Annotated in this window: 20 protein-coding genes; 2 read left to right on the top strand and 18 right to left on the bottom strand. The window is 59.2% G+C overall.

Annotated features, from left to right (window positions below):
* The first annotated feature begins 248 nt into the window (after positions 1–248).
* Positions 249–1028 carry a sulfite exporter TauE/SafE family protein gene (locus H149_RS0118080; protein ID WP_026353302.1) on the top strand — a complete coding sequence of 260 codons (780 nt, stop codon included), beginning with the start codon at positions 249–251 and terminating at the stop codon, positions 1026–1028.
* Between the two features lie 126 nt (positions 1029–1154).
* Here the strand turns inward: H149_RS0118080 and H149_RS22940 are convergent, their stop codons facing one another.
* The 18 genes from H149_RS22940 to H149_RS0118010 form a co-directional block, all read right to left on the bottom strand.
* Positions 1155–2279, bottom strand: a complete 1125-nt coding sequence (locus H149_RS22940; RefSeq protein WP_083931121.1) for a DUF1972 domain-containing protein — start codon at positions 2277–2279, stop codon at positions 1155–1157.
* 9 nt (positions 2280–2288) lie between these two features.
* On the bottom strand, positions 2289–3236 hold the full coding sequence (locus tag H149_RS0118075) for a sulfotransferase family protein (protein ID WP_020651186.1): 948 nt from the start codon (positions 3234–3236) through the stop codon (positions 2289–2291).
* A 92-nt stretch (positions 3237–3328) separates the two neighbouring features.
* Positions 3329–4585: a glycosyltransferase family 4 protein gene (locus tag H149_RS21660; RefSeq protein ID WP_083931119.1), complete on the bottom strand. Its 1257-nt coding sequence runs from the start codon at positions 4583–4585 to the stop codon at positions 3329–3331.
* A 4-nt stretch (positions 4586–4589) separates the two neighbouring features.
* A complete protein-coding gene (locus H149_RS22935) occupies positions 4590–5666 on the bottom strand; it encodes a glycoside hydrolase family 5 protein (RefSeq protein ID WP_083931117.1) in 1077 nt (358 codons plus the stop codon).
* 45 nt (positions 5667–5711) lie between these two features.
* Complete coding sequence (locus H149_RS23500) at positions 5712–6938, bottom strand: O-antigen ligase family protein (RefSeq protein WP_169518376.1); 1227 nt, start codon at positions 6936–6938, stop codon at positions 5712–5714.
* 17 nt (positions 6939–6955) lie between these two features.
* Complete coding sequence (locus tag H149_RS22930) at positions 6956–8203, bottom strand: lipopolysaccharide biosynthesis protein (protein WP_169518375.1); 1248 nt, start codon at positions 8201–8203, stop codon at positions 6956–6958.
* Between the two features lie 29 nt (positions 8204–8232).
* Entirely contained in the window at positions 8233–9246 is a 1014-nt protein-coding gene (gene rfbB / locus H149_RS0118070; protein WP_020651185.1) for a dTDP-glucose 4,6-dehydratase, read from the bottom strand.
* Entirely contained in the window at positions 9243–10121 is an 879-nt protein-coding gene (gene rfbD, locus H149_RS0118065; protein ID WP_026353300.1) for a dTDP-4-dehydrorhamnose reductase, read from the bottom strand. The genes rfbB and rfbD overlap by 4 nt, the downstream gene beginning before the upstream one ends.
* 3 nt (positions 10122–10124) lie before the next feature.
* Positions 10125–10688 (bottom strand): dTDP-4-dehydrorhamnose 3,5-epimerase, encoded by a 564-nt coding sequence (gene rfbC, locus H149_RS0118060; RefSeq protein ID WP_026353299.1) that lies wholly within the window; start codon positions 10686–10688, stop codon positions 10125–10127.
* 12 nt (positions 10689–10700) lie between these two features.
* Positions 10701–11582, bottom strand: a complete 882-nt coding sequence (rfbA, locus tag H149_RS0118055; RefSeq protein WP_039749439.1) for a glucose-1-phosphate thymidylyltransferase RfbA — start codon at positions 11580–11582, stop codon at positions 10701–10703.
* A 55-nt stretch (positions 11583–11637) separates the two neighbouring features.
* Positions 11638–13860, bottom strand: a complete 2223-nt coding sequence (locus H149_RS0118050; protein ID WP_026353297.1) for a polysaccharide biosynthesis tyrosine autokinase — start codon at positions 13858–13860, stop codon at positions 11638–11640.
* Positions 13861–13970: 110 nt separating this feature from the next.
* The gene (locus H149_RS22925) at positions 13971–15038 is read right to left on the bottom strand and encodes a polysaccharide biosynthesis/export family protein (protein WP_169518374.1); all 1068 of its coding nucleotides are present in this window, start codon (positions 15036–15038) and stop codon (positions 13971–13973) included.
* Positions 15039–15267: 229 nt separating this feature from the next.
* The gene (locus tag H149_RS0118035; protein ID WP_211213634.1) at positions 15268–16029 is read right to left on the bottom strand and encodes a sugar transferase; all 762 of its coding nucleotides are present in this window, start codon (positions 16027–16029) and stop codon (positions 15268–15270) included.
* Positions 16030–16350: 321 nt separating this feature from the next.
* Entirely contained in the window at positions 16351–17280 is a 930-nt protein-coding gene (gene secF / locus H149_RS0118030) for a protein translocase subunit SecF (protein ID WP_026353295.1), read from the bottom strand.
* Positions 17281–17409: 129 nt separating this feature from the next.
* Complete coding sequence (secD, locus tag H149_RS0118025; protein WP_020651176.1) at positions 17410–19263, bottom strand: protein translocase subunit SecD; 1854 nt, start codon at positions 19261–19263, stop codon at positions 17410–17412.
* A gap of 65 nt (positions 19264–19328) precedes the next feature.
* Positions 19329–19661, bottom strand: a complete 333-nt coding sequence (yajC, locus tag H149_RS0118020; protein WP_020651175.1) for a preprotein translocase subunit YajC — start codon at positions 19659–19661, stop codon at positions 19329–19331.
* 80 nt (positions 19662–19741) lie between these two features.
* On the bottom strand, positions 19742–21076 hold the full coding sequence (locus H149_RS0118015; protein ID WP_026353294.1) for a UDP-glucose dehydrogenase family protein: 1335 nt from the start codon (positions 21074–21076) through the stop codon (positions 19742–19744).
* Between the two features lie 42 nt (positions 21077–21118).
* Entirely contained in the window at positions 21119–22126 is a 1008-nt protein-coding gene (locus H149_RS0118010; protein WP_020651173.1) for an NAD-dependent epimerase, read from the bottom strand.
* A 220-nt stretch (positions 22127–22346) separates the two neighbouring features.
* Between H149_RS0118010 and H149_RS0118005 the strand changes: the two genes are divergently transcribed.
* Complete coding sequence (locus H149_RS0118005; RefSeq protein WP_020651172.1) at positions 22347–24089, top strand: acyl-CoA dehydrogenase family protein; 1743 nt, start codon at positions 22347–22349, stop codon at positions 24087–24089.
* Positions 24090–24570: the final 481 nt, after the last annotated feature.

The raw sequence follows: 24570 nt of genomic DNA, 5'->3' as shown, positions 1-24570 counted from the left end.
GGTCCTGACGGGCAAAGCACGGCGCCAGCGCCGATTCGATCTCGGCCCACGGCATGCGGGTTGCCAATACCGCGAGCGGGTGACGCAGATCGATCATCGCATCCAGCCGGGCGCGGAAAAAGTCCGGGGTGGTCATTGAAAACCTGCGCTCCAAATCTTCCAGAAAGTGAATGCGATTGCACTGGAAACTGGAGGATTCGGCAAGGCCTCAAGGGTGCTCAGCCCGCGCCGGGTAAGGGGCGGGCGGGTTGTTCAGGGCCGACTCCGTAGCGGGGCTCGGAGTCGGGTTTCTTGTGGGCCTCACCGGCGTTGGGGGCGGAGCCCTCATGACGCCGATCATGGTTCTGCTATTCGGCGTGTCACCACGCACCGCTGTAGGAACTGATCTATGGGTTGCCGCAATCACAAAGATAGTCGGCGGATCTGTGCACAACAGGCACGGCACTGTGGACTGGGAAGTAGTCCGGCGACTGTTCTACGGAAGCATGCCAGCCGCTGTTCTCACGCTGATATGGCTCCACTTCAGCGGCATCTCCGGATATCACGACAGCAATATGATGGCGCTGCTCGGAGCGGTGCTCATCCTCAGCGCTGTGGCGACGCTATTCAAGAAGCAATTCCATGCCCTAGGCAATACACTACGCGATCGAGCGCCCACTCAGTTCAAACGCCTGCAGCCCGGACTCACCGTCTTGGCCGGCGCCATACTGGGCTTTTTGGTGACTTTCACATCGGTCGGCGCGGGCGCTCTGGGCGCCGTAATGCTGCTATATCTTTACCCTAAACGGATGAAGCCCAGCATACTGATCGGCACCGATATCATTCATGCCGTTCCGCTGACCTTTATCGCAGGTATCGGGCACCTGTTATTGGGCAATGTGAATTACGTATTGATGATGACCCTTCTCGCGGGATCGATTCCCGGCGTGCTACTCGGCGCCACTGTCAGCACAAAAGCGCCCGACGCTTTTCTCAGAATCGCTATCGCAACGGCACTCACCTTTGCAGGAGTTAAAATGCTGGCTTAATTTCCATTGTTCTCCGCTGTGCGCTTTCTTCACGTCCGACCTACGTCAGTCTCGGTCGGACTCTCAATCATGGTGCCACTCAATTTCGGAGTAACGTCGCCCATCACACCACTCAAAAAACAAAAATCAATTAGCTGAAAGCTTATTTTTCCATTCGGAAAGAAGCGCTTCATACTGAGAAAGCACCGCATCCCAAGTCAGGCACTGATTATGCCGTTCACGGCTCGCAGCATGCATAACGGCCAGCGCATCCGGTGTCATGTGCGCGAGTGTATCGAATATTTCCGAACAACCCCGTTCATCAGCAAAATACATTGCACGCGGTCCTGCAACCCAGCGATTAAACGGATTGTCGTGCGCGATCACCGCGCAGCCAGCGCCAAGCGCCTCTACCAAAGATGGGTTTGTTCCTCCAACGCGATGACCATGCACATACGCCCGGCTGAGAAGCCTTAGCGCTGAAACAGCATTGACATCGTAGATGGCTCCGAGAAATATCACCTCATCGCTCGCGCTGCGCTTGACCTCGGCCTGAAAAGGAATTTCGTCGGAATAGCGTCCAAGCACTGCGAGTTTGATGCCGCGCGGTTTGGCAGAAAACGCACGAACGATTTCCAGAATCGAGTTCTCCGGCTCTGGACGGGCGATCACCACCGCGAAACGATCCGGCTCCAGGCCATAGCGCTGCAGAAGTCCCGCATCGGCTGCTGTCACGCTGTCCGCGCCGTACGGAATCATCGTGATCTTCTCTCGCCGCACACGCGTGGCGAGGTGGTTCGCAATCTCCGGATGATCGGCAATCAAGTGGTCACCAAGCAGACAGCCCGCCCGTTCGTTGAGCCACAGCCAAGCCCGCGCGGGAAAACTCCACTTGTCGCGCTTCCACTCCAGACCGTCCATGTTGATCAGGTTGGGAATGCCGCGCATGCGCAGGCGCGCGCAGAACAATGCCGTGTTGTAACCCAAGGTCAGCGCAAGACCCGGCTCCGGCTCGCGCAACAGATGCGAGATTGACGCCCAATCGAACTCCATGGTCCCTGCCGCCCCGGCGCGCGCCACCGGGATATGGACGCGACGAACTCCCTGCCATTCATCCTCATGAATGCTGCCTTCGCCGTCCTCCTGGCAGTACACCGTGACCCGCCAGCCACGCTCCAGCAAATACGGCGCAAGGCGTGCCGCGAACGTTTCGAAGCCACCGTGGCCAGCGGGAACGCCTCTAGTACCAAGTATCGAAATCTTCTTCACGATCCGCTCGTCTTATTGCTCAACTTGCTCATATCCCAAAGCCTGCATCGTCTGATGGAATGGCGCCTCGATGAGCGGGTGCAACTCAAAAGGAGCAACCGGCTTTGCCGGCCTGAGGACCTTCTCGGCGTAGCCGTAAAAGGTCGGGTCCTCCTCGAGTCCGCAAAAGTCGCAAATCTGGCGAAGCACGAGCCTGGGGTCCGCAACCAGGTGCTCGTATTTGACTGTCTGGATTGCGTCCGGAAGCAACGCTTGAAGTCGCAGTCCTTCGCGCATGGTCAGAATCCACTCCACGGCTGCCATGTCCGTGTGCTTCTGCAAATTTCGCAGCTCATCGAGATGCGGCGCGAAATCAGGATCCTTCGATGCAACCTGATCAATCAGCAGCGCCCACTTTCTGTTATTGACGCCCCACCAATCGTGCCGCTCCTGCCCTTCATTCACTCCAAGCCGTTCCGACCAGTGCTGAATGGAATGGCAGGTATCCCATCCGTTGCGCACCAGGAATAGAAACTTCGCATCGGGAAATATGCGACGAACGAAGGGCACCCGGAAAACCAGCTCAGGATACTTATCGACGACGCGCCGAGACAAGGTAGCGGTCAGATACCAGCCATAAATCCGGTTCATCGCCTTGATTACGGCAGGAGAGGCATCAGCCTCCGAAAGGCAATAATTGGCCCTCCCTTTGCCATAACTGCCGATAAGATCCTCGCTCCCGAAAGCAGAGTGCCAGACGGCCTTCGGCTCGTTCAGGAATGCGGCATCTTTGTGCATCGACATGACGACCCCTAAAATCGTCGTGCCGCTACGGCCGGTCCCGATGATAAATATTGGCCTCCTGACTTTACGAGGCGCCGCAACATGCCGTTGGAGCCACAACAACCCAAAAACGAAGGGATTGATCCACTGCCCGGCAGTTGTTATCGGACGCCCCTCGAACAGCGCATAGCTCAGCATGCGCGACAGTGTCTTTGTTGGCCTAGCCTCTATGTAGGCACGATCAATTTGCGCAACCATTACGCTGGTAAACCCCAAGAGAAAAGAGACATCTATAACGACACGCCCACGTGCCGATAGACCTCTTTTAGTTTTTCAAAATACGCGCGCCATGAAAATTTCCGCTCGGCATGCAGCCGGCCGGCACGCCCCATTTGAGCAGCAACCTTTGGATTCCGGACCAGAAAACTCAAATGCTCGACCAACTCGGCAGCGTCGCCAGGCGAAAAAAGCAGTCCGTTTTCGCCATGAACAATAATCTCAGGAATACCCCCGATCCGACTTCCCACCACGCAACGACCGCGAGCAAACGATTCGAGGATCGTCAAGCCAAACGGTTCGTACCATTCGGCGGGCAACACTGTGCAAAGTGCGCCCCTGATAGCTGTTTCGAGATCAGCGCCCGAAAGATGTCCGAGAAAGCGAATATTTTCGACCTGACGTCGTGCTGCCTCAGCCTTTAGCTCATCAAGCGCATTCCCACTACCCGCAATCAAGAACTCAACCGTCGGCATCAGTGCCGCGGCTTCCAACAATGTAAAGACCCCTTTCACCCTCTCGACGCGTCCGAAATAGAGTACGTAATCGCCGACGGCTGCTTCTGGCTCAACCCCTTCAAGTGTAACAAAATTGGGGATTGCGGTTATCTTGGACGCAGGAACACCGCGCTCAATGTGTTTGCCGCGAGAGAATTCACTTACAGCAATAAAATGATCGACAAGAGCGATTGCTCCTGAATGAGAAGACACATAAGACTCGACGGTACTGAGCATCGACCGGGCCAACGAGCCCCTATTGCAACGACGAGCAACACAGTTCCAATAAGAACCCGCGGAGCACCGCTCGCAAATCTGCCCTCCACTAACCAGTGTATAGACCGGGCAAATCAGCTTGTATTCGTGCAATGTCTGAACGATCGGGATTCCACGCCTACGCAGTGGATCCAATATCGATGCCGTCAGCTTTCCGTAATAGATATTGAGATGCGCTACATTCACCTTCTTCACACTTAGAAGTTTTTCCAGTGATTGTCGAGATGATTTAGAATAAATAAAATTAAAAGCATCAGATAATGACGGCGATTCAAATCGCGCACCTTGCGGAAAGTAATCACTCCATGGACTCGGAAGATTCTCCTCTTGGGCCGCGACAAAAGGTATGACTTCAAGACCGCATCCTTCGAGGGCCTTGCCGAGCTCTACCAAATACCGATCAGACCCTCCTCCGATTCTGTAATTTTGGCCGGCCAAAAGTACAGAATTCATTTTGAAATTTGCCTCCGGCATTGGGCTGAATGGATTTTCGGTCATCTAGTCATTCTGTCTTATTATTCTTCACAAAATAACTTTTCAAAAGTTTCATTCTTGGAGAATCGCTACTTCTTTTGCTTACAGAATCTCGGGTATCGGGCAACTCTGGGTCCCACACAGGAGCCGCCCGAAAAACATGATACGCCCACCCCCAATTGCGCTTTTCGAAGGCGTCGATCAAGTCTTTTAGATATCTTTCGCTCGCCGCGCCAGCATAGCGTGAAGCGCTAAATTCGCCTATAAAAATGGGCACGTTTGTGGCTTTCTGAAATCTATCCACCGGAGCAAGGATACTATCAACCTTATTGGCATCCCATTGCTCGCCATCTATGAAGCCAGGATATTGAATGCTTTTACTGAATTTCTTTAGAACTCCTTGGTGGCTAAATGGCTGTGGATCGTAAAAATGTGGGCTCACAACAATATTTTTATAATTTACGAGATTTATATAGGACACGCCATCGAATCTATTAACCCATCGCAGGTCCCGCCCTCTGCCTACCGCTGGCTCTAAAATTATCGGATGATGTTCATCCTTCTCGCGGATCGCCGCTATCAATCGTCCAGCTAAAGAGTTCCAGCTTTTCCAACCTTTGCCGGAAAGGTCTGTGGGAACTGCAGGCTCGTTCAGGAGATCATAGCCAGCAACTGCATCAGTTTTGGAATATCGTTCCGCCAGAAAGCTCCACATTGCCAAATAGGCATCCTGCATTTCCTGGCTTTTCCAAAAAGCATCGTTGGGCTGCATCGTATCATCTCGCAACGTACCAGGAGGTGTATGCGGATCGATAATTACGCCGATTCGGTAGGCATTTGCCCATCCCACTATTCGGTCTAGGCGTGCCACAGCTTCTTCATTAACATCAAAAGGTGCGCGCCCTTTTATCAAGGGCATCTTATTAAAGTTGAGTCGCGCGACATTCACGTTGAAGTCCCGCATGTCCCGAAAATCCGCTTCGGTAACAATCGCGGCGTTGACATTAAATCCGCGATATTGAGACCAAGCGGACGCTGGTCCACAGAAAGAAAACGAAAAAGAAAAAACGAGCAGCACGAAGCGTATTCGAACAAAAATCTTCATGATCTGCCCTCCGAAAGCACCTGATATTCCGCAGCACCCAAGCGGCTAGACCGCTCGTCCGTTACGTGCGAGAACTAAGGCGAACGCTACCATAGGATAGCTGAATAGAACCGCATGACCGCCAGTGTTCCCCGCTACAAGAAATGCAGTTATTAACGCCATGTTCCTTGCGGCCGGCTTAACGTCAATACTAATTGCGGTGTCTCCTGGCTTGCGGCTACCAGCGGCCATTTCACGCTTGTAGAGCAATAGAAAAAAAAGCACATACAAGAAGAAACCGAGCCAACCCCATCCACATAAAACGTCAACGCCGTCCACTTCCGCAAACCTCGGCTCGTTCCAGATGTAGAACGATTTCGCGTACTCAAAGAAGCTCAAGCCAAAAATCTGCTGCGTTATGGATCCGTTCCAAAACGCCGCAAGAGCGCTTAATACCAAGCCGTCTCGCTCGCCAACTAGAGCACTGTACGCCCCAACATACTCGATTTTCTCAAGAAGCTTGCTCGCCCCGGAGCTATAGGTTGATAGAAATCCTATAGAGGCTTGCAGAAAAAAATCAACATTTGCCAGTATCAATACCACTAGTGCTGCAGAGGATGAAAACAGGAAAGCTGTCTTTCCAACGTTGCGTTCGAGCATGGCGCGCGAAAAATAAAAGGCGCAGATTCCCACAACAATGTATAAGAACCCCCCTTTTGTTCCAATAACGAGGAAGGTCACAGCAGATACCACCAAGACAAAGGCGGCGCGTAAAATACCACTGTTGATGATAAGGTAAACTGCCAACAACGCGACCACCAAAGTAATCTCATTGTTCGCCGCGAAATAGAATTTGTAGCCGGAATCGAATTTCTCGTACGTTTTTAGCCCCACGCCCGAGACAGCGGAGAACGCTATTAGAAGACATACCATTAACCAGCTGTAAAAGATGTATTTTTTTACGGAGCTCTCAAGTTTAAATTTTTCAAGGAAAATATCTATAGAAAAAAATAAAAAGAGCCCGCGAACTAGCGGCGATAGATCAAATAACATCTCTTTTGCGCCGTGGCCATAAAATATTATTCTTATCACTTCAACAACTATAACGTAGCCACTCAGAATTGCTATTGGCGTAAAAGACCTATGCTTCACTCCGTGAACAGCAACGCACAGGAGCGCCCCGACTTGAACGGAAATTGCCGCCAAATTAGTTATGCTTTTCGATTCGTCTGCGTAAAGATAGCCTTGAAGCAGCTCAAAAAATGGCCACGCATAAAGCAGAATCAGCACCAAGCGCTTTTCCATATTAATTAGAATATACTGATTTTATACTTCTTTATAACTATATAAGCTGAAATAAGAGCTTGTGCCGCGAGCGAAAGGGCGGTCACAGAGCCTGCTCCGATGGCCCCCCAAGCTATAATTGCGGGTGGCGCCACGAATACTGTAAAAACAGCGCATATCACGAATATTTTTTTCATTTCCGCCTCACCGCCGCACATGAGAAGTATGTGTCCTACGGGACCTGCACTTATATTAATAAACAGACCGAGCGCCATTATTCGAAGAACTGGAGCTCCGGACGAAAATTCCTGCCCAAATATTGACATGATATGCCCTGCGAACGCCTCAATCACAACGATCACAGGTAATGCGGCAATAGCCATAAGAGCGGCTGCATTTCTCGCAGTAGTGGACAATTTCTTTAGGTCACCTTTTCGATACAGCTCCGCGAACCGGGGGCCTACGACGCTATTGGTGGCGACGAGTATGAAAATAACCACCATCGCCGTTCGATTGGCTGCCGAATAGATCCCAACATCGCTATTGCTGCCAAAGTGGGCAAGAACAAGTGTAGGAGCCCACAGAATAGCTTGCTGACTGACGGATACCCCAAAAAACTGAGGCGAGGCACGCCAAAACTCAGCAACAGCGTGGCGATCCTTCTCGGGAAGTACTGCGCGTTCCTTAAACGGCCATCTCAGAAAGGCAACGAGTGCACAGGCCGTAGCAGCGATTAGATAGGCGGCAGCTGAACCAAGGACTCCCATTCGGGGAACCAAACCGAAGCAGAGCGCCGAAGTAAGCAGCGGCACCAGCAAGTTCATATATACAATCGCTTCGACAGCTCGCTTTAATCCTAGCGTTGCGTACGCGAAAGAATTGAATATTGCCGTTGGCAGGATAGCAGCAGCCATAATCGCCAATAGCCATGGCGAAGTTTGCTCGTCATATAGTGCGTTCTTCGAAAGTGGAATACTTGCGATAGCGGCGATTGCGATGACTACAGAGACACTCGTTACCTTTTTGAGGTATGAGAAAAAGATAGCTCTGATCGTCGTAATTGCGTGTACGGATTGGTTTGCTGCAACAGATTTAACAATAAGATTATCAAGCCCAAGGCGCCCTAAAGTTGCGAGGAATGTGACGAGCGTGAAGCTCAGATAGAATGCGCCCGAGCCAGACGCACCAAGCAATCTCGCGACAAGAAGATTCAGGCCAAAGCCAGCACCCGCAGCGGCGATCTTTACCGAGAGCGCAAGCGAAGCGCCCTTCATGATTTCGCTTCGCGTTGACATTCTCTGCTTTACTCGGCCCTTGGCAGAACCCAATTGAGCGTTTCACGCAGCTTCGTCTCGAATGACTGGCTCGGACTCCACGATAGGTCCGAGCACACGAGCTGGTTGTCGATCGAGTATCGCCAGTCGTGTCCTGGGCGATCAGTGACGAAAGTTATGAGACGCTCATGCGGACCGCGCTCAGGAAAGCGAGTATCCATCAATCGGCATATCAGCCGACAAATGTCGATATTCGCGTGCTCATTCGCGCCGCCAATGTTGTAGGTGTTCCCGAGACCTCCTCGGCGAATCACGGCATCAATACCGGAGCAGTGGTCTTCGACATAGAGCCAGTCACGAATGTTGCTGCCGTTGCCGTAAACGGGGATTGGCTTTTGCTCCAGACAATGTCGGATGACGGTCGGAATGAACTTCTCGCCATGCTGGCGAGGGCCGTAGTTGTTCGAGCAGTTCGTCGTCGTGGTCGGCAGCCCGTACGTGTGGTGGTACGCCCGCACCAGATGGTCAGAGCCAGCCTTGCTCGCCGAGTACGGGGAATTGGGGGCGTAGGGCGTCGTCTCGGTAAACGGCGGGTCGTCCGGACCCAGGCTGCCGTAAACCTCATCGGTCGAGATGTGGTGGAAACGCACCTGCTCGCTTCCGAGCTTGCGTTCGTTCAACCAGTACTGGCGGCAGGCTTCCAGGAGGGTGTAGGTGCCGACAACGTTCGTGCGAACGAACTCGCCGGGGCCGCTGATCGAACGATCCACGTGGCTTTCAGCGGCGAAGTGCACCACTGTGTCGATCTCGTGCTCGCGCAACAGACGCGCAACCAGCTCCGCGTCGCAGATGTCGCCCTGGACAAAATGATGCCGCTGCGGATCCGGCAGGCCATCCAGATTGCGGAGATCACCCGCATATGTCAGCAGGTCGAGGTTGACGATCCGCACTGTCGGATCGCTCTTGAGCATGTAATGGACATAGTTGCTGCCAATGAATCCGGCTCCACCGGTCACCAGCATGTTCTTCGGCTGAAACGTCATGACTGTTCGCTTTTCCAGATCTTCAATGTTTCTTCAAGTCCAACCCGCCAATCGGGCTGGGCGATTCCAAGCACGGACAGCGTTACGCTGCAATCCAGCACCGAGTTGTGCGGGCGGCGTGCCGGCGTCGGGTATTCAGCGGTGCTGATCGGGATCACCGGGATCTCTTTCGTCAGGAGCCCGTGCCGCACCGCACGCTCGATGATCGTCTTGGCAAAAGCGTGCCAACTGACAGTCGGTGCGCCACAATAGTGATAAGTGCCCCACTGCCGCGCGCGGCCCACTGCGATGTCGCCGGCCAGCAACAGCAGCGTGTCTGCGATGTCGCCGGCATAAGTCGGTCCGCCGATCTGATCAGAGACTACGCGCAGTTCCGGGCGCTGGCCGGCCGCGCGCACCATGGTGCGGACGAAGTTGACGCCATGCGGGCCGAAAACCCAGGCCACGCGCAGGATCATGTGCTGTGCGAGTTCTTCTCGGATGCCCTGCTCGCCCTCCAACTTGGTCAGGCCGTAGACGCCGAGCGGCGCAGCGGCACTGTCCGGCATCCAGGGAATACCACCATCGCCGTTGAAGACGTAGTCGGTCGAAAGGTGCAGCAGAGCGGCGCCATGACGTGCGCAAGCGCGCGCCAGGTAACGCGGACCATCGGCATTGATGCGCCGCGCGCTGTCCGCGTCAGACTCGGCCTTGTCGACGGCCGTATAAGCCGCCGCGTTGATGACCACCCGCGGCCGCAGCGCGTCCATCACACGATCCACGGCGGCTGCGTCCGATATGTCGAGTTCCTGCCGACCGAGCGCAATGGCTCCCGGCGCGCGCCGGGTCACTTCGAAACCTACCTGGCCGGCCGCACCACACACAACGATCGACATGGCTTATCCCGGGTATTTCGGCAGCAGCTCGGGGCGCTGTTCATCCAATAGCGGCAACTGCGCGTCCTTCTGGGAGACTTGCAGCTGCGCCTTCAGCTCGGCTGGCCAAGGCAGCGCCAGGCGCGGATCGTCCCAGCGTATCCCGGCCTCGGACGCCGGATGGTAGTAGTCCGTGCACTTGTAGACGAAGTCGGCCACTTCCGAAAGCACCGCGAATCCATGCGCAAAGCCCGGTGGGATGTAGATTTGCCGGTGCGTGACATCATCGAGCTCAACGGCCACGTGCTGGCCGAACGTGGGCGAGCCGAGCCGAACGTCAACGGCCACATCGAGTACTCGACCGCGCGCCGCTCTGACCAGCTTGCCTTGCGGCTGCTCGAGCTGGTAGTGCAAGCCCCGCAGCACGCCGAAGCGCGACCGGGACTGGTTGTCCTGAACGAATGCGGGAATGCCGTGTTGCCTGCAGACCGACTCGCGGAAGGTCTCGATGAAGAATCCCCTCTCGTCCCCAAAACTCTCGAGCTCGAAGATGAGCACGCCGGGCAGTGCGGTTTCGATGACGTTCACGGAAAGCTTCCGTCAGCTCTGGCCGGACTCGACGAGGCTGGCAAGGTATCGACCGTAGCCGTTCTTGCGCAGCGGCGCCGCTTGCTTAAGAAGTTCCTCGTCACTGATCCAGCCGGCGCGCCAGGAGATCTCTTCCGGGCAGGCGATCTGCAAGCCCTGACGGGCCTGCATCACGTGAATGAAGTTGGCGGCATCGAGCAGCGATTCGTGCGTGCCGGTATCCAGCCATGTGAAGCCGCGGCCCATGAGCTCGACGTGAAGACTGCCCTTCGCGAGATAGGCCTTGTTGACGTCCGTGATTTCAAGTTCGCCACGCGGCGACGGACGCACCTGCTTGGCAACAGACACGATGTCGTTGTCGTAAAAGTACAGGCCGGTAACGGCGTAGTGGGATCTTGGATTTTCCGGCTTTTCCACGATATCGACTGCGCGTCCGTCAGCGGCGAACTCGACGACGCCGTAGCGCTCGGGGTCGCGCACCCAGTAGCCGAAGATCGTCGCGCCTTCGCTGCGGGCGTCAGCGCGCGCCATCAGCTCCGGAAGTCCGTGTCCGTGATAAATGTTGTCACCGAGAATCAGGCACGCGGGTGAGTTGCCAAGGAAATCCTCGCCGATGATGAAGGCCTGCGCGAGGCCATCCGGGCTCGGCTGCTCGGCATAGCTGAAGTTCATTCCCCAGCGGCTGCCGTCGCCCAGCAGATGCTGGAACGCCGCCACGTCACGCGGCGTGGTGATGACAAGAATGTCGCGAATGCCCGCCAGCATCAGCGTGCTGATCGGGTAGTAGATCATCGGCTTGTCGTACACCGGCATCAGCTGCTTGCTGACCGAGTGCGTCAGCGGATGCAGTCGTGTGCCTGATCCTCCGGCGAGGATGATTCCTTTGCGGGTCACGGTGAAACCTGGATGAGTGATCGACGTTTCGATTTGCTCGTCTGCGGCATCGCCGTCAGCGTTTCTCGGATTGATACGCGCTCTGGTACGAGTACGTGTAGGAGCTGTAGTAACCGTAGCCGCCGCCGCGGGCGCCGACCTGATTGAAGATCGCGCCGCGCGGCTGCACGCCGGCATGCCGCAGACGGCGAACCGACTCCTCCACCATGCGCATCGGATGCTCGCCTTCCTTGAGCACCATGAAGACGCTGCCGGCCAGACGTCCGACGATCCCGGCATCCGTCACCGGCAGGATTGGCGGCGTATCGACGATCACCAGATCGAACTTCGACGAGAGAGTCTGCAGCAGCTCCGCAAAGCGCTCGTGCATGAGCAGCTCAGACGGGTTCGGCGGCGTCGTGCCGTTGGTGATCATGCTCATGCCCGGCACCGGCGTCGGCCTGATCACCTTGACCACATCCGCATTGCCGGCGACGTAGTCGCTCAAGCCGGGCGCTGCCGATACGTCGATGTACTTGTGCAAGTGGCCGCGGCGCAGGTCCGCGTCGATGACCACCACTTTCTTGCCGCTCGCAGCCAGCACCGCGCCGAGATTGACCGATACGAAAGACTTGCCCAGGCCCGGCGTCGGGCCGGTGAACATGACGACGTTGTTTGCCGCTTCCATGAGGGCGAACTGCAGCGAGGTGCGGAAGCTGCGAAGCGCCTCCACCGCCACGTCCGTTGGATCAGCCGCCGCAAGGATATGGACGCCCTGTGCGCGGCGCCGCACGGCCGTCGCCAGACGGCGCTGCGTGGGCGCATACGGAATCGCCGCGTACGTCGCCAGGCCCAATGCACGTTCGAGCTCGTCTGGCTTGTCGACGCCGTGGAACAGTGATTTCTTCAGGAACAGATAGGCGACGCCGGCCAGCACACCGAGTACCAGTGACGCCGCGAGAACCAGCGCGGCTTTGGGCTTCGCCGCCTTATCGGGCACGAGGGGATAGTCAATGATGCGGACGTTGCCTACCGTGCCTGCCTTGGCAACCTGAAGCTCCTGCGTGGAGTTCAGCAAGGTGGTGTAGATCTGCGTGTTGACTTCCAGATCCCGCATCAAGCTCAGCACTTCCTGCTGGGTCTCCGGCAGGTTCGACGACCGCTTCTTGATCTGATCCTGCTCCTGCTCGATGCCTTTGATCTGCGCGTCGATCGCCTGCACGGCCGGGTGCTGTGCCGTGAAGCGTTGCAGGGCCTGCTGCTTCTGCTGTACCAGTTCGAGTCGCTTGGTCTCCAGATCAACCGACTGCTGCAGGACCAGTTCGGTTTCCTTAGTGACGTCGACCGAACCCTGCTTCATCTGATAGGCATTGAGCCGCGCCTGCGCCGCATCGACCCGCGATTTGATGTCCGGCAACTGCTGCTGCAGAAAGTCCAGTGACTGCTGCGCCTCGGCGGAGCGGCGCTCGACGTTCTGGCGCACGTACGCATCTTCGATATGGCGAATGACGTTCGCCACGCGTTCAGGATCGTAGTCCTCGTAGCTCAGGCTGATGATGCCGGACTGCTTGCCCTGCTCCGAAACCTTCAGATCCTCGCTGAACTTCTTCAGGATCTTGTCCAGCGGGTAGCGGATCAGGGTGAATCGGGTATCGGGACGCGCGCTCAACGCCCGCACGAAGATCTGTACGCCATGATCTGCCGCAGATTCGCCAACCTTGCCTTTGAGCAAGATGGCGCCGTCCGGATCGAGAAGCTGGTATCCGCCATCCTTTTCCGCGACGAGCGTCAGCTTTTCGTCGACCAGATTCTCGGGCACGTTCAGGGTTGCGACTTCGATCGTCTCGCCGCCCCACGCGAAGCTGTCGAGGCCCAACATCGCTGGAGCCGGCTCCTCAAGATCCGACCGCATACGCGCAATGAAGCGGCCAATCAGTGGAAAGTAGTGCGGCTGCGCGTCGATCTCCAGATCGAGGCTGTCGATGACCTTGTTGAGGATCATCCGGCTCTGCAGGATCTCGATTTCGGCAGCCGTCTCCATCGGCGCGCCGAACAACGACGCCAGATCGCCCATCGATGACGACAGGCCGGTTTGATCATTCTGCTCAACCTGAACAAGGCCGTCGGCAGTGAAAACAGGTCTGGCGGCAATCAGATAGACAGCCCCTATAAACAGCACGACGGCAACAGATATGGCAAGCGACAGCTTGCCAGTCCAAAGCACAGCAAGGAGCGCGCGCAAATCGAGCTCATCCCCCTCCTCCGCCGCACCGATCTGAACCTGATACGGCGAATTCACTTCTGATGTCATATTAACAACGCTTCAATAGTTTTAATGTGTGCCCACGCGCACGGATCGCCGCGGACCAGTTTTCCATTACCGCCATTCACGGCACGAAGAAGACGGATTTACTGGGTCAGAGCGTCGATTTGATAGACCGCAGTGATCGTAGGCAGAAGTTGGTTGATGATGAGGTTGTACTGCGCAAACTTGGTCGCTTTAACGTAAACCACATCACGCGAGGCCAGATCAAATTCACCCGCCAGCAACAATCCAGTCGGAGAAGAGAGGTCGAGAGCGAAAATCTGCGCCACTTGCCCAGGCTGCTCTGGCCGACGAAAAACCAGCACACCGGAATCATTTGCAGTGGTGCGATCCAGCCCTCCGCTTTTTGTGAGCGCTTCAATCAACGTCAATTGCTGCTGACTAAGCACTACGGGCCCTTGACGAGATACCTCACCAAGCACGAAAACTTGATCGTCGCTTGTATCGGGCACATGAACGATATCGCCCGGCAACAGCTTCGGATTGACGGCCGGGCGCGTACCCGAAAGCAAGCCGGCCAGATCAATGCGATGACTCTTGCCATTGCGAATCAACAGAGCCTCCCGGCGGCTCGCAGTCGAACTGAGTCCGCCGCGCTCGTTAATTGCTTCCAAGGCGCCTTTTACGGTGTCATCCATCGTCACGAGGCCCGGATTTTTCACCTCGCCAGTGACCTGAACGCGCCCTGCGCGGAAAGAGGCCACGCGAACATCGATCTGCGGCTTTGTCACGACTGACTGCAGTCGGGCCGCCAGTTCCGCGCGGATCTGCTGCACCGTCTTACCTGCTACCGAAAGAATGCCTGCATAGGGGAAAAAGAAAGTTCCGTCTGCAGCCACCAGCTGGCCGGCACTCACCGGATCACGTGTCACAGCACCAAAAGGATTGGTCAACTCCATATGGTCCCAAACGATGATCTGCAGGACATCGCCCGGCCCGATGACATATTCAGAGGGGGCCTCCGCAGGATCAGCGGGAGTCAGCGTCTGCTCGTCGGACAGCGCCGCCTCCGAAGCCTGTTTCTGCTGACTCAAGACCTCAGGCGTAATTTGGATAACTTCATACCCCGGATTGGCATCCGGATGACTGCCGCTCGCGCTAACGCGCAAGCCCGGAACTAGGGCGCAGCCGGAAAGCAGTGCGACCAGCAACACGGAAACCCCGAGAGCGGCATTTCTTGACGACATGGATAGATAGCCCCTGATTAAGATTGTTCGTGCCCGCCCCGGAAGGGCCTTCGCAAGATACCTGAGCCAGCAACTCTGGATCAACGAACCGGCGGAATCCAAAGCAAAAAAACGCTTGTCGCAGCAGATTTACATCTGAGTTGCAACCACGTGCCGCTCTCGCAGTCTCCGTGATCGCTTTCTGGCGCGTCTTTTAGTAGGCTTTTTCGTCGCCTTGAATGGCACGCAAGACGGTTAGCAGCACTAGTTTCGCGTCGAGCACGAAGCCAACGTTGCGCGAGTAAAACACGTCAAAGCGGACGCGGTGCGTCATTTCCCTTACGCTGCGTGTTTCGCCTCGGCAACCAGATACTTGCGCGAGCCCCGATACTCCGGGCTTAACGGCATTGCGCAAACCGTACATTGGAACGACATCGCAGAACACGGCGTCGAGTTCCGGAACATGCGGCCTGGGCCCAATCACCGACATGTCGCCGATTAGGACATTGATAAACTGCGGAATCTCGTCGAGGTTGGTGCGCCGAAGAACCGCCCCCACTCGGGTGATGCGTGAATCCTGCTTTTGCGCTTGAATAAAGCCACGCGCCGGATCATGCGTCATGGTCCGGAACTTGAAGCAGGTGAAAGTCTTGCCGTTGAGGCCCACACGCCTTTGCCGGAAGAAAACCGGGCCCGGAGAATTGAGTCGAATGGCAAGGCCAATCAGCGGGAATAGCCAAATCGCGACAAGCAAGAGAAAAGAGGCTGAAAACGCGATATCGAACAGGCGTTTGCCTCCTCGCCGATAAAAGCCGAGCGTTTCCTGCCGAATTTGCTCGCTATGGGTCGGCCGCGAAAGCGACCGTCCCTTCACGACAAATGAGCGGCGCTGGAAGCTCGACGCCTCCGTGTGAAACTGCCCATCTATCTCCAGCTCGCGCGTTTGCAGCGGGCCAGTCGCTGGACCACCTTCCATGAGACCCCTCGCCAGGGCCCCTAGCAGGGCCCGGAACGACATTTTTATTCCCTTAGACTTGGCAAACGCGCCAAGTCCCCGAAAAGTTGCTCGCACCAAACAGGGGCAATCACTCTAACCCCAATCCTTCATGGTGCAAAGCAGCATTAAGCATGCCACAGCCCCCCCCGCTAAAGTGTGATAGCTCGCTCATCCGAACAAGCCCCCGAACTGGGGGACCTTCAGCGCACACTTAGCGTTGGCGCCTCTGCAATTAAAGCGCCTCTAACATGCATGCAACGTGAACGAAAGTTCGAAAAAACGCCCCCTTCGGCGAACGGCTCAAGGCATCTCGTCGATTTCCTTGTCCTTCGGGGGGAGCAGGTCCTCGCGGGAGACGCCGAGGGCGACGGCGAGGTTGGTGGAGACATAGATCGACGAGTAGGTCGCAACGATGACGCCGACGATCAGCGCGACCGAGAAGCTGTGTACCGTCGAGCCGCCCAGGACCAGCAACGCGGTCAGCACCAGCAGCGTGGTCAAGTGCGTGATGACCGAGCGCAGGATCGTCTGGTTCACCGAGAGATTGACGATATCGAGGATGCCGCTGCGGCGCTCGGAGATCAGGTTCTCGCGGATGCGGTCGAAGATGACGATGGTTTCGTTGTTGGAGTAGCCGATCAGCGCCAGGATCGCCGCCAAGGTCGTGATATCGAACTCCACCTGGAAGATCGACAGGAAGCCCAGCACCATCACCGCATCATGAACCAGCGCGGCGATCGCGCCGACGGAGAATTTCCACTCGAAGCGGAACATGATGTACGCAGCGATACCCATGAACGCGAACAGCAACGCCAGGCCGCCCGCGCTAAAGAGTTCCTCGCCGATCTGCGGGCCGACGAACTCGATGCGGCGCAGCGTGATGTCGTTGTCCTGCGCGTGCAGCGCCTCAAGCACATGCGTGCTGACCTGCGACGAGTTTTCGCTGCTGGCAGGTGGCAGTCGGATCAGGACCGCTGACGACGCGCCGAAGTACTGGACGATGGCACGCTCGTACCCTGCCCCCGCCAGATCTTGACGGACCTTGTCGAGTTCGACGCTCTTCGGGTACGAGACCTCGACCAGCACGCCCCCGGTGAAGTCGATGCCGAAGTTCAGGCCACGGAAGACGATCAGCAGGATGGCGGCGACCGTCAGAATCGACGACGCCACCAGGCCCACCTTGCGCTGGGCCATGAAGTTGATTTTGGGGACGCGGGCAAAGAATTTCATGAATTTGGCCTCAGTGTCGCCGACCCTCTGGCGCAACCTATTCTCTTGATCAAACCCAGCCCATGCATCGCGGTGCGGCCTGAGCGGGATGGCCGGCGCCCTGAATAAGCGCCGGCCAGGAATTTTCGCTTACCAGATCGGAACGTCCTTGAGCGGACGCTTGGCGAAACACAGCTGCGCGAGTGCGCGGGAACCGACGATCGCCGTGAACTGCGAGGTCAGAATGCCGATCGCCAGCGTGATCGCGAAGCCCTTGACCGGGCCAGCGCCGAGCGCGAACAGCACGACAGTGCCGATGAGTACGGTCACGTTGGCGTCCGCGATCGTCAGGAACGCTCGCTCGTAGCCCGCCTCGATGGCATGGTGCGGCTTCGCGCCGTTGCGGAGCTCCTCGCGAATACGCTCGTAGATCAGCACGTTGGCGTCCACCGCAATGCCCATGTGCAGAACCACGCCGGCGATGCCAGGCATCGTCAGCGTCGCCTGCAGCAACGACAGCACGGCGACCAGCAGGACCAGGTTGAGCAACAGCGCGCCGACCGCAAACAGGCCGAACACGCGGTAATAGAGCACCATGAAGATCGCAACCAGGGTCAGGCCCAGCGCCGCGGCGGTGAACCCTTTACGGATATTGTCGGCGCCGAGGCTCGGACCGACGGTGCGCTCTTCGACGATATCAACCGGCGCTGCCAGTGCGCCGGCCTTCAGCAGCAGCGCCAGGTTATGCGCTTCCTTGCTCGACAGGCCCGTGGTCTGGAAGCGCTTGCCGAACACGCCGCGGATGCTGGCGACGGAGATGATCTCCTCGACCTCGCGATGTTCGCGGATCGGCTCGCCCTTGGCGTTGTAGTTGGTGATGACCTCGCGTTCCTTGAACAACACGGCCATCGGCTTGCCGACGTTCTTCTCGGTGAACGAGAACATGTTCTTGGCGCCGGTCGCGTCGAGCGTGACGCTGACCGCCGGCCCGCCGTTCTCGTCGACGGTCGAGGCCGCGTCGACCAGATTGTCGCCGCCGGCGATGACCTCGCGCTTGAGCAGGTACGGACGGTGGTCGCCGCGCGTGTAGAACAGCTCGGTGCCGGCGGGAATCGCGCCGGTCGCCGCGGCAGTCGCGGCGTCCTGGTCGGCGACCGCGCGATATTCCAGCGTTGCCGTCGCGCCAAGCAGATCCTTGACGCGGGTGGTGTCCTGGACGCCCGGCAACTGCACGACGATGCGGTTGGTCCCCTGCCGCTGCACCAGCGGTTCGGCGACGCCCAGCTGGTTGACGCGGTTGCGCAGCGTCGTCAGGTTCTGCTGGACCGCAAAGTCGACGATGCGCTTGGCTTCCTTGTCGGACAGCGAGATCTGCAGCGCCAGCGGCGCATCGGGCGGCGTCGTCAGCTGGTACTCGGCGAAGTTCTTGGCGATCGCGCGGCGCGCCGCCTCGAGCCGCTCGCTGTCGGCGAACTCCAGCACCGCCGCGCTATCGGTCTGCCGCCGGCCGGTGTAGCGGATGTCTTCCTTGCGCAGCAAGGCCGGCACTTCGGTGACGATGCGCTCGACGGCCTTCTTGCGAACCTCGTCGATGTCGACCTCCAGCAGGAAGTGCACGCCGCCGCGCAGGTCGAGGCCCAGATTCATCGGCCTGGCGCCGATCGCCCGCAGCCAGGCCGGCGTCTTCGACGCCAGGTTCAGCGCGACCACATAGTCACGGCCGAGCTTTTCCTTGAGCAGGTCGGCAGCCTTCAGCTGCCGGTCGGCGGCGTCGAAACGCACCACCCACTGCCCGTTCTCCACACCGCTGGCTCTGGGCGCCAGGCCGCCTTCCTGGAGCGCGGCCGCGACCCGGTCGCCAAAGTCGGCCGGCAGCGCGTCGCCGCTCTCCAGCGAGATCTGCACGGACGGATCGTCACCGTAGAAATTCGGCGCCGCGTAGATCAGGCCGAACAGCAGTGCCGCGATCAGCAGCACGTATTTCCAGGTCGAGTAGGGTTTCATCGTCGTTCGGTTGTCGAGCCTGCGCGGAAGATCCCGGGCGGAGCCGCCGTGAAGCGCCGCGGCGCTTACTGGGCCTTGAGCGTGCCCTTCGGCAGGACGCCGGTCACGGCGGACTTCTGGATCTTGGCCTGCACGTTGTCGGCGATCTCGATCGTCAGGAACGTCTCGCCGAGGCCGACGACCTTGCCGGCCAGACCGCCGGTCGTCACCACTTCGTCACCTTTGGCAATCTTCGCGAGCATGTCGCGCAGTTCCTTGTTGCGCTTGCTCTGCGGACGGATCAGCAGGAAGTAGAACAGCGGGATCATCACCAGCAGCGGCCAGAACGCGCCGAGCAGGCTCTGCGGGGCAGCGGCGCCGGCCTGCTGCGCGAATGCGGGGCTGATCAGGAAATCCAACACGAAAAACTCCAGTTGCGCTGCGAAAGAGCGCGGGATTATGCCGCATGTGCCGGCGGATCGCCGGGACGGAAAAAGCCTCAGCCGGCGGCGAGCGTCCGCCGGCCGATGGACTGGTAGTGGAAGCCGGCCGCCGCGGGCACCGCCGGATCGTAGAGATTGCGGCCGTCGAAGATCGCCGGCTGGCGCAGCAGGCGCTTGAGCGCACCGAAATCCGGGCTGCGGAACACCGCCCACTCGGTGACGATCGCCAGCACGTCGGCGCCCTCGCAGGCCTCCTCCGGCGAATGGACCAGCGCAAAATCGGCACGCTCGCCATAGATCTTGCGGGTGTTCTCCATGGCGACCGGGTCGTAGGCGCGGACCTTGCCGCCCGCCGCCCAGATCGCCTCGATCAGCACCCGGCTCGGCGCCTCGCGCATATCGTCGGTGTTCGGCTTGAAGGCCAGCCCCCAGACGGCGATGGTCTTGCCCCGAACGCTGCCAAGATAGCGCTCGATGCGTTCGAACAGGACGTGCTTCTGCGCATCATTGGCCGCTTCGACGGCCGTGAGCACCTGCAGCGTCTGTCCTTCTTCCTGGCCGGTGCGGATCAGCGCCTTGACGTCCTTGGGAAAGCACGAGCCGCCGTAGCCGGCGCCGGCGTAGAGAAAGTGGAAGCCGATACGCGGATCGGAGCCGATGCCGCGGCGCACGCTCTCGATGTCGGCGCCGACCTTCTCGGCCAGCAGGGCGAGCTCGTTCATGAAGCTGATGCGCGTCGCCAGCATCGCGTTGGCGGCGTACTTGGTCAGCTCGGCCGACGGCACGTCCATCGCCATCACGCGGTCGTGATTGCGGTTGAACGGGGCGTAAAGCGCCCGCATGCGTTCCAGTGCCCGCGCGCTGTCGGTGCCGACGATGATGCGATCCGGCCGCATGAAATCGTCGACCGCGGCACCCTCCTTGAGGAATTCCGGGTTCGAGACCACATCGAACGGCAGCTCGGCGCCGCGCTCGGCGAGTCTGGCCCGGAGCGCCTCGCGCACCTTGGCCGACGTCCCGACCGGCACCGTCGACTTGGTGCAGATGACGCGGTAGCCATCCATGTGCTCACCGATGGTCCGCGCCACCGCCAGCACATACTGCAGGTCGGCCGAACCGTCTTCCTGCGGCGGCGTGCCGACGGCAATGAAAATGATCTCGCCGTGGGCGACGCCCTCGGCCGCATCGGTCGTGAACCCGAGACGTCCGGCCTTGGCGTTGCGCGCCAGCAGCGTGTCGATGCCCGGTTCGTAGAACGGACAGTGCCCGGCTTTCAGCGTCGCGATCTTCTCCGGATCCACGTCCACGCAGACGACCTGGTTGCCCACATCGGCAAGACAGGCGGCAGTGACCAATCCGACATACCCGGACCCGAAGACGGTGATTTTCATGTGTCGTGGAGCGTGACTGAAAAGAGATGGGGCCGCGGCCGCTTACACCTGATAGTACGTCCGATACCAATCCACGAACCTCGCCAGCCCCGCCTCGATCGGCGTCGACGGCTCGAACCCGACGTCGCGGCGCAAATCCTCGACGTCCGCGTAGGTCCGAAGCACATCGCCGGGCGCCATCGGCTTGAACTGCTTGTCGGCAACGCGGCCGGTCAGCCGTTCGAGCACTTCGATGAAGTGCATCAGGCGCACCGGCGAGTGATTGCCGATGTTGTAGAGGCGGTACGGCGCGCGGCTGTGGCCGGCGACCGGCGGATCGCCGGTCCATGCGGGATCGCCTTGCGGCACCCGATCGAGCAGCCGCACCACGCCGGTGACGATGTCGTCGATGTAGGTGAAGTCGCGCTCCATGTCGCCATGGTTGAAGACTTCGATCGGACGCCCTTCGAACAAGGCCTTCGTGAACGAGAAGTACGCCATGTCGGGACGCCCCCACGGCCCGTAGACCGTGAAGAAGCGCAGGCCGGTGGCCGGAATGCCGAACAGATGGCTGTACGAATGCGCCAGCGCCTCGTTGGCCTTCTTGGTCGCCGCGTACAGGCTGACCGGATGATCCGTATGGTCGGTGACCGCGAACGGCACCTTGGTGTTGGCGCCGTAGACCGAGCTCGACGAGGCGAACAGCAGGTGCCGCACCGGATGCGCGCGGCAGGCCTCGAGCAGGTTGACGAAGCCGGTCAGGTTGCTGTCGACGTAGGCCTGCGGATTCTGCAGCGAGTAGCGCACGCCGGCCTGCGCGGCCAGATGCAGCACCACGTCCGGCCGCTCGCTCTCGAAGACCTTGAACAGCGCCGCCTTGTCGGCCAGATCGGCCTGCACGAAGCGGAACTGCGGAAACCCGCGCAACTGCGCCAGGCGCGCCCGCTTGAGCGCCGGATCGTAATAGTCGTTGACGCTGTCGAAGCCGACCACGTCGTCGCCGCGCTCGAGCAGCGCCTTGGCGCAGTACATGCCGACGAAGCCGGCGGCACCGGTCAGAAGGACTTTCATGGTACGGCGGACGGTTCCCAACTGGCTTTCATCGGAGACGCCGAAGTTTACCCGAAGCCCCCGCAACGAACGTGACGGGCCGCGCCCCGGCCGATGCGCTTCGGGCCGGAATATGACTGTTGCGCCACCGTCAACCCACCCGCGCGGATAGGCCTAAGCGTGCGTCCCCTGTGCTAGCCTTGGCGCCCCCCAAAACCCACGCAACCGCAGGAATCCGCGCATGGCGAGCTACAAGGCGCCCCTCAAGGAAATCAACTTCGTTCTGAATCAGGTCCTCGGCGTCAGCCGCCTGGCCGAACTGCCGGGCTACGAGGACGCCACGCCGGAGACCCTGACCGGCCTCGTCGAAGAAGCCGCCAAGCTGATCGAGAACGAGCTCGCGCCGCTCAATCCGAAGTCCGATGCGCAGGGCTGCGTCTACAACGGCGACCATACCGTGAAGATTCCGGACGGTTTCCCGGAATTCTGGAAGGCCTACGCCGAGGCCGGCTGGATCGGCATCATGCAGAAGCAGGAATACGGCGGCGCCGGCCTGCCGTACACGCTCGGCAAGGTCATCGAGGAGCTGCTGTGCTCGGCGAACGTGGCCTTCGCGCTGTATCCGGGCCTGACGCAGGGCTGCTTCGAGGCGATCGCCGCCAACGGCACCGACGAGCAGAAGAATACCTACCTGCCGAAGCTGGCGACCGGCGAATGGTCGGGCACGATGTGCATGACCGAGCCGCAGGCCGGCTCGGACCTCGCCGCCGTCAAGACCAAGGCCTATCCGCAGGCCGACGGCTCGTTCCTGCTTGAAGGCAGCAAGATCTTCATCACCTCCGGCGAGCACGGCATGGTGGACAACATCGTCCACTTCGTCCTCGCCCGCCTGCCCGACTCGCCGGCCGGCATCAAGGGCCTGTCGACCTTCGTCGTGCCGAAGTTTCTCGTCAACGCCGACGGCTCGCTCGGCGAGCGCAACCCGGTCAAGTGCGTGTCGATCGAGCACAAGATGGGCATCCACGGCTCGTGCACCTGCACGATGTCGTTCGAGAACGCCCGCGGCTGGATGATCGGCGCGCCGAACACGGGCATCCAGAACATGTTCGTGATGATGAACCTGGCCCGCATCATGGTCGGCTACCAGGGCCTCGGTCAGTGCGAGCTGGCGACGCAGAACGCGATCCGCTACGCGCTCGACCGCAAGCAGGGCAAGGCCTTCAACGGCGGCGACGTCATCGCCCATCACCCCGACGTGCGCCGCATGCTGCTGCAGATGAAGGCGATCACCGAGGGCGCGCGCGTGCTCTGCTACGAGACCGCGATGCACGTCGATGCCTCGCACCACGCCGCCGATGAAACCGCGCGCGAGGAAGCGCAGGATTGGGTCGAGCTGAACACGCCGCTGGTCAAGGCCTTCTGCACCGATTCGGCGGTGGAGCTGGCGTCGATGGCGGTGCAGGTCTACGGCGGCCACGGCTTCATCCGCGAGCACGGCATCGAGCAGATCGTCCGCGACTCGAAGATCCTCTGCCTGTACGAAGGCACCAACGGCATCCAGGCGATGGACCTGGTACGCCGCAAGCTGATGCTGCACGGCGGCCGCCTGCCGAAGCGCTTCTTCGCCGCGGTGCGCGCCGACCTCGAGATGGCGCCGGACTTCATCGCCCAGCCGCTCGCCAAGGCCGTCGCCGAGCTGGAATCGACGACGCGCTGGGTACAGGAGTCGTACAAGCTGACGCCGGACGATGCCGCCTTCGGCTGCGTCGACTTCCTGCGCGCGTTCGCGCTGACCTATCTCGGCTGGAACTGGCTGCGCATGGTGCGCGCCGCCGAGGCCGGCGGCGACGTCGCGTTCGCGGCGGCCAAGCGGGTCACCGCGCAGTTCTTCGCCGCGCGCCTGCTGTCGCAGGTGCCGACGCTGCTCGCCAATGTGCGCGAGAGCGCGGCCGAGGCGATGGCGCTCGACGTCGCCAGCCTGTAAGCGTTCGCGACAACCTCCCGGCGCCGACAGGAGCCGGGAGGTTTTTTATTGGGATTTCCCCGCCGGGGTCTGGTTATTTTTAACCGCCCGCCATAAACGCCCGCCACAAACGATAAAAGTCCGATAAAAGGATTGCCCGTTTGGCGAATATGGAAAAAACAGGCGTCACCAATATAATGGTCCATTCCCAACCACCCTTTACACGAAAATGTCGACGCCCACTTAGTCGGTCCTGAAATATTCAATTCACCGCCGCCAGCCGCCGACCCGGCGGCCATGCCCCCCTCGTCACTGACCACCCGCTCAAGCATCCCGACCAGAAGCCAGAGTGCAAAAAGGGCCTTCAGTCCCAACCGGGCAATGGCCCGCATCAACCAGCGCAGGTTGTAGCCGGCGGCACACAACACCGGATGCAGCACATCCCCTTCCGATCCTTTGAGCCAGTTCCGCCGTAGTCCGCAGTCGTCCTTCAGGTGCCCGA

Source organism: Solimonas variicoloris DSM 15731, assembly GCF_000382285.1.
GTDB classification, from domain to species: domain Bacteria; phylum Pseudomonadota; class Gammaproteobacteria; order Nevskiales; family Nevskiaceae; genus Solimonas; species Solimonas variicoloris.
Note: the sequence above shows the minus strand (reverse complement) of the source record. Positions and strands in the feature narration are given on the sequence as shown.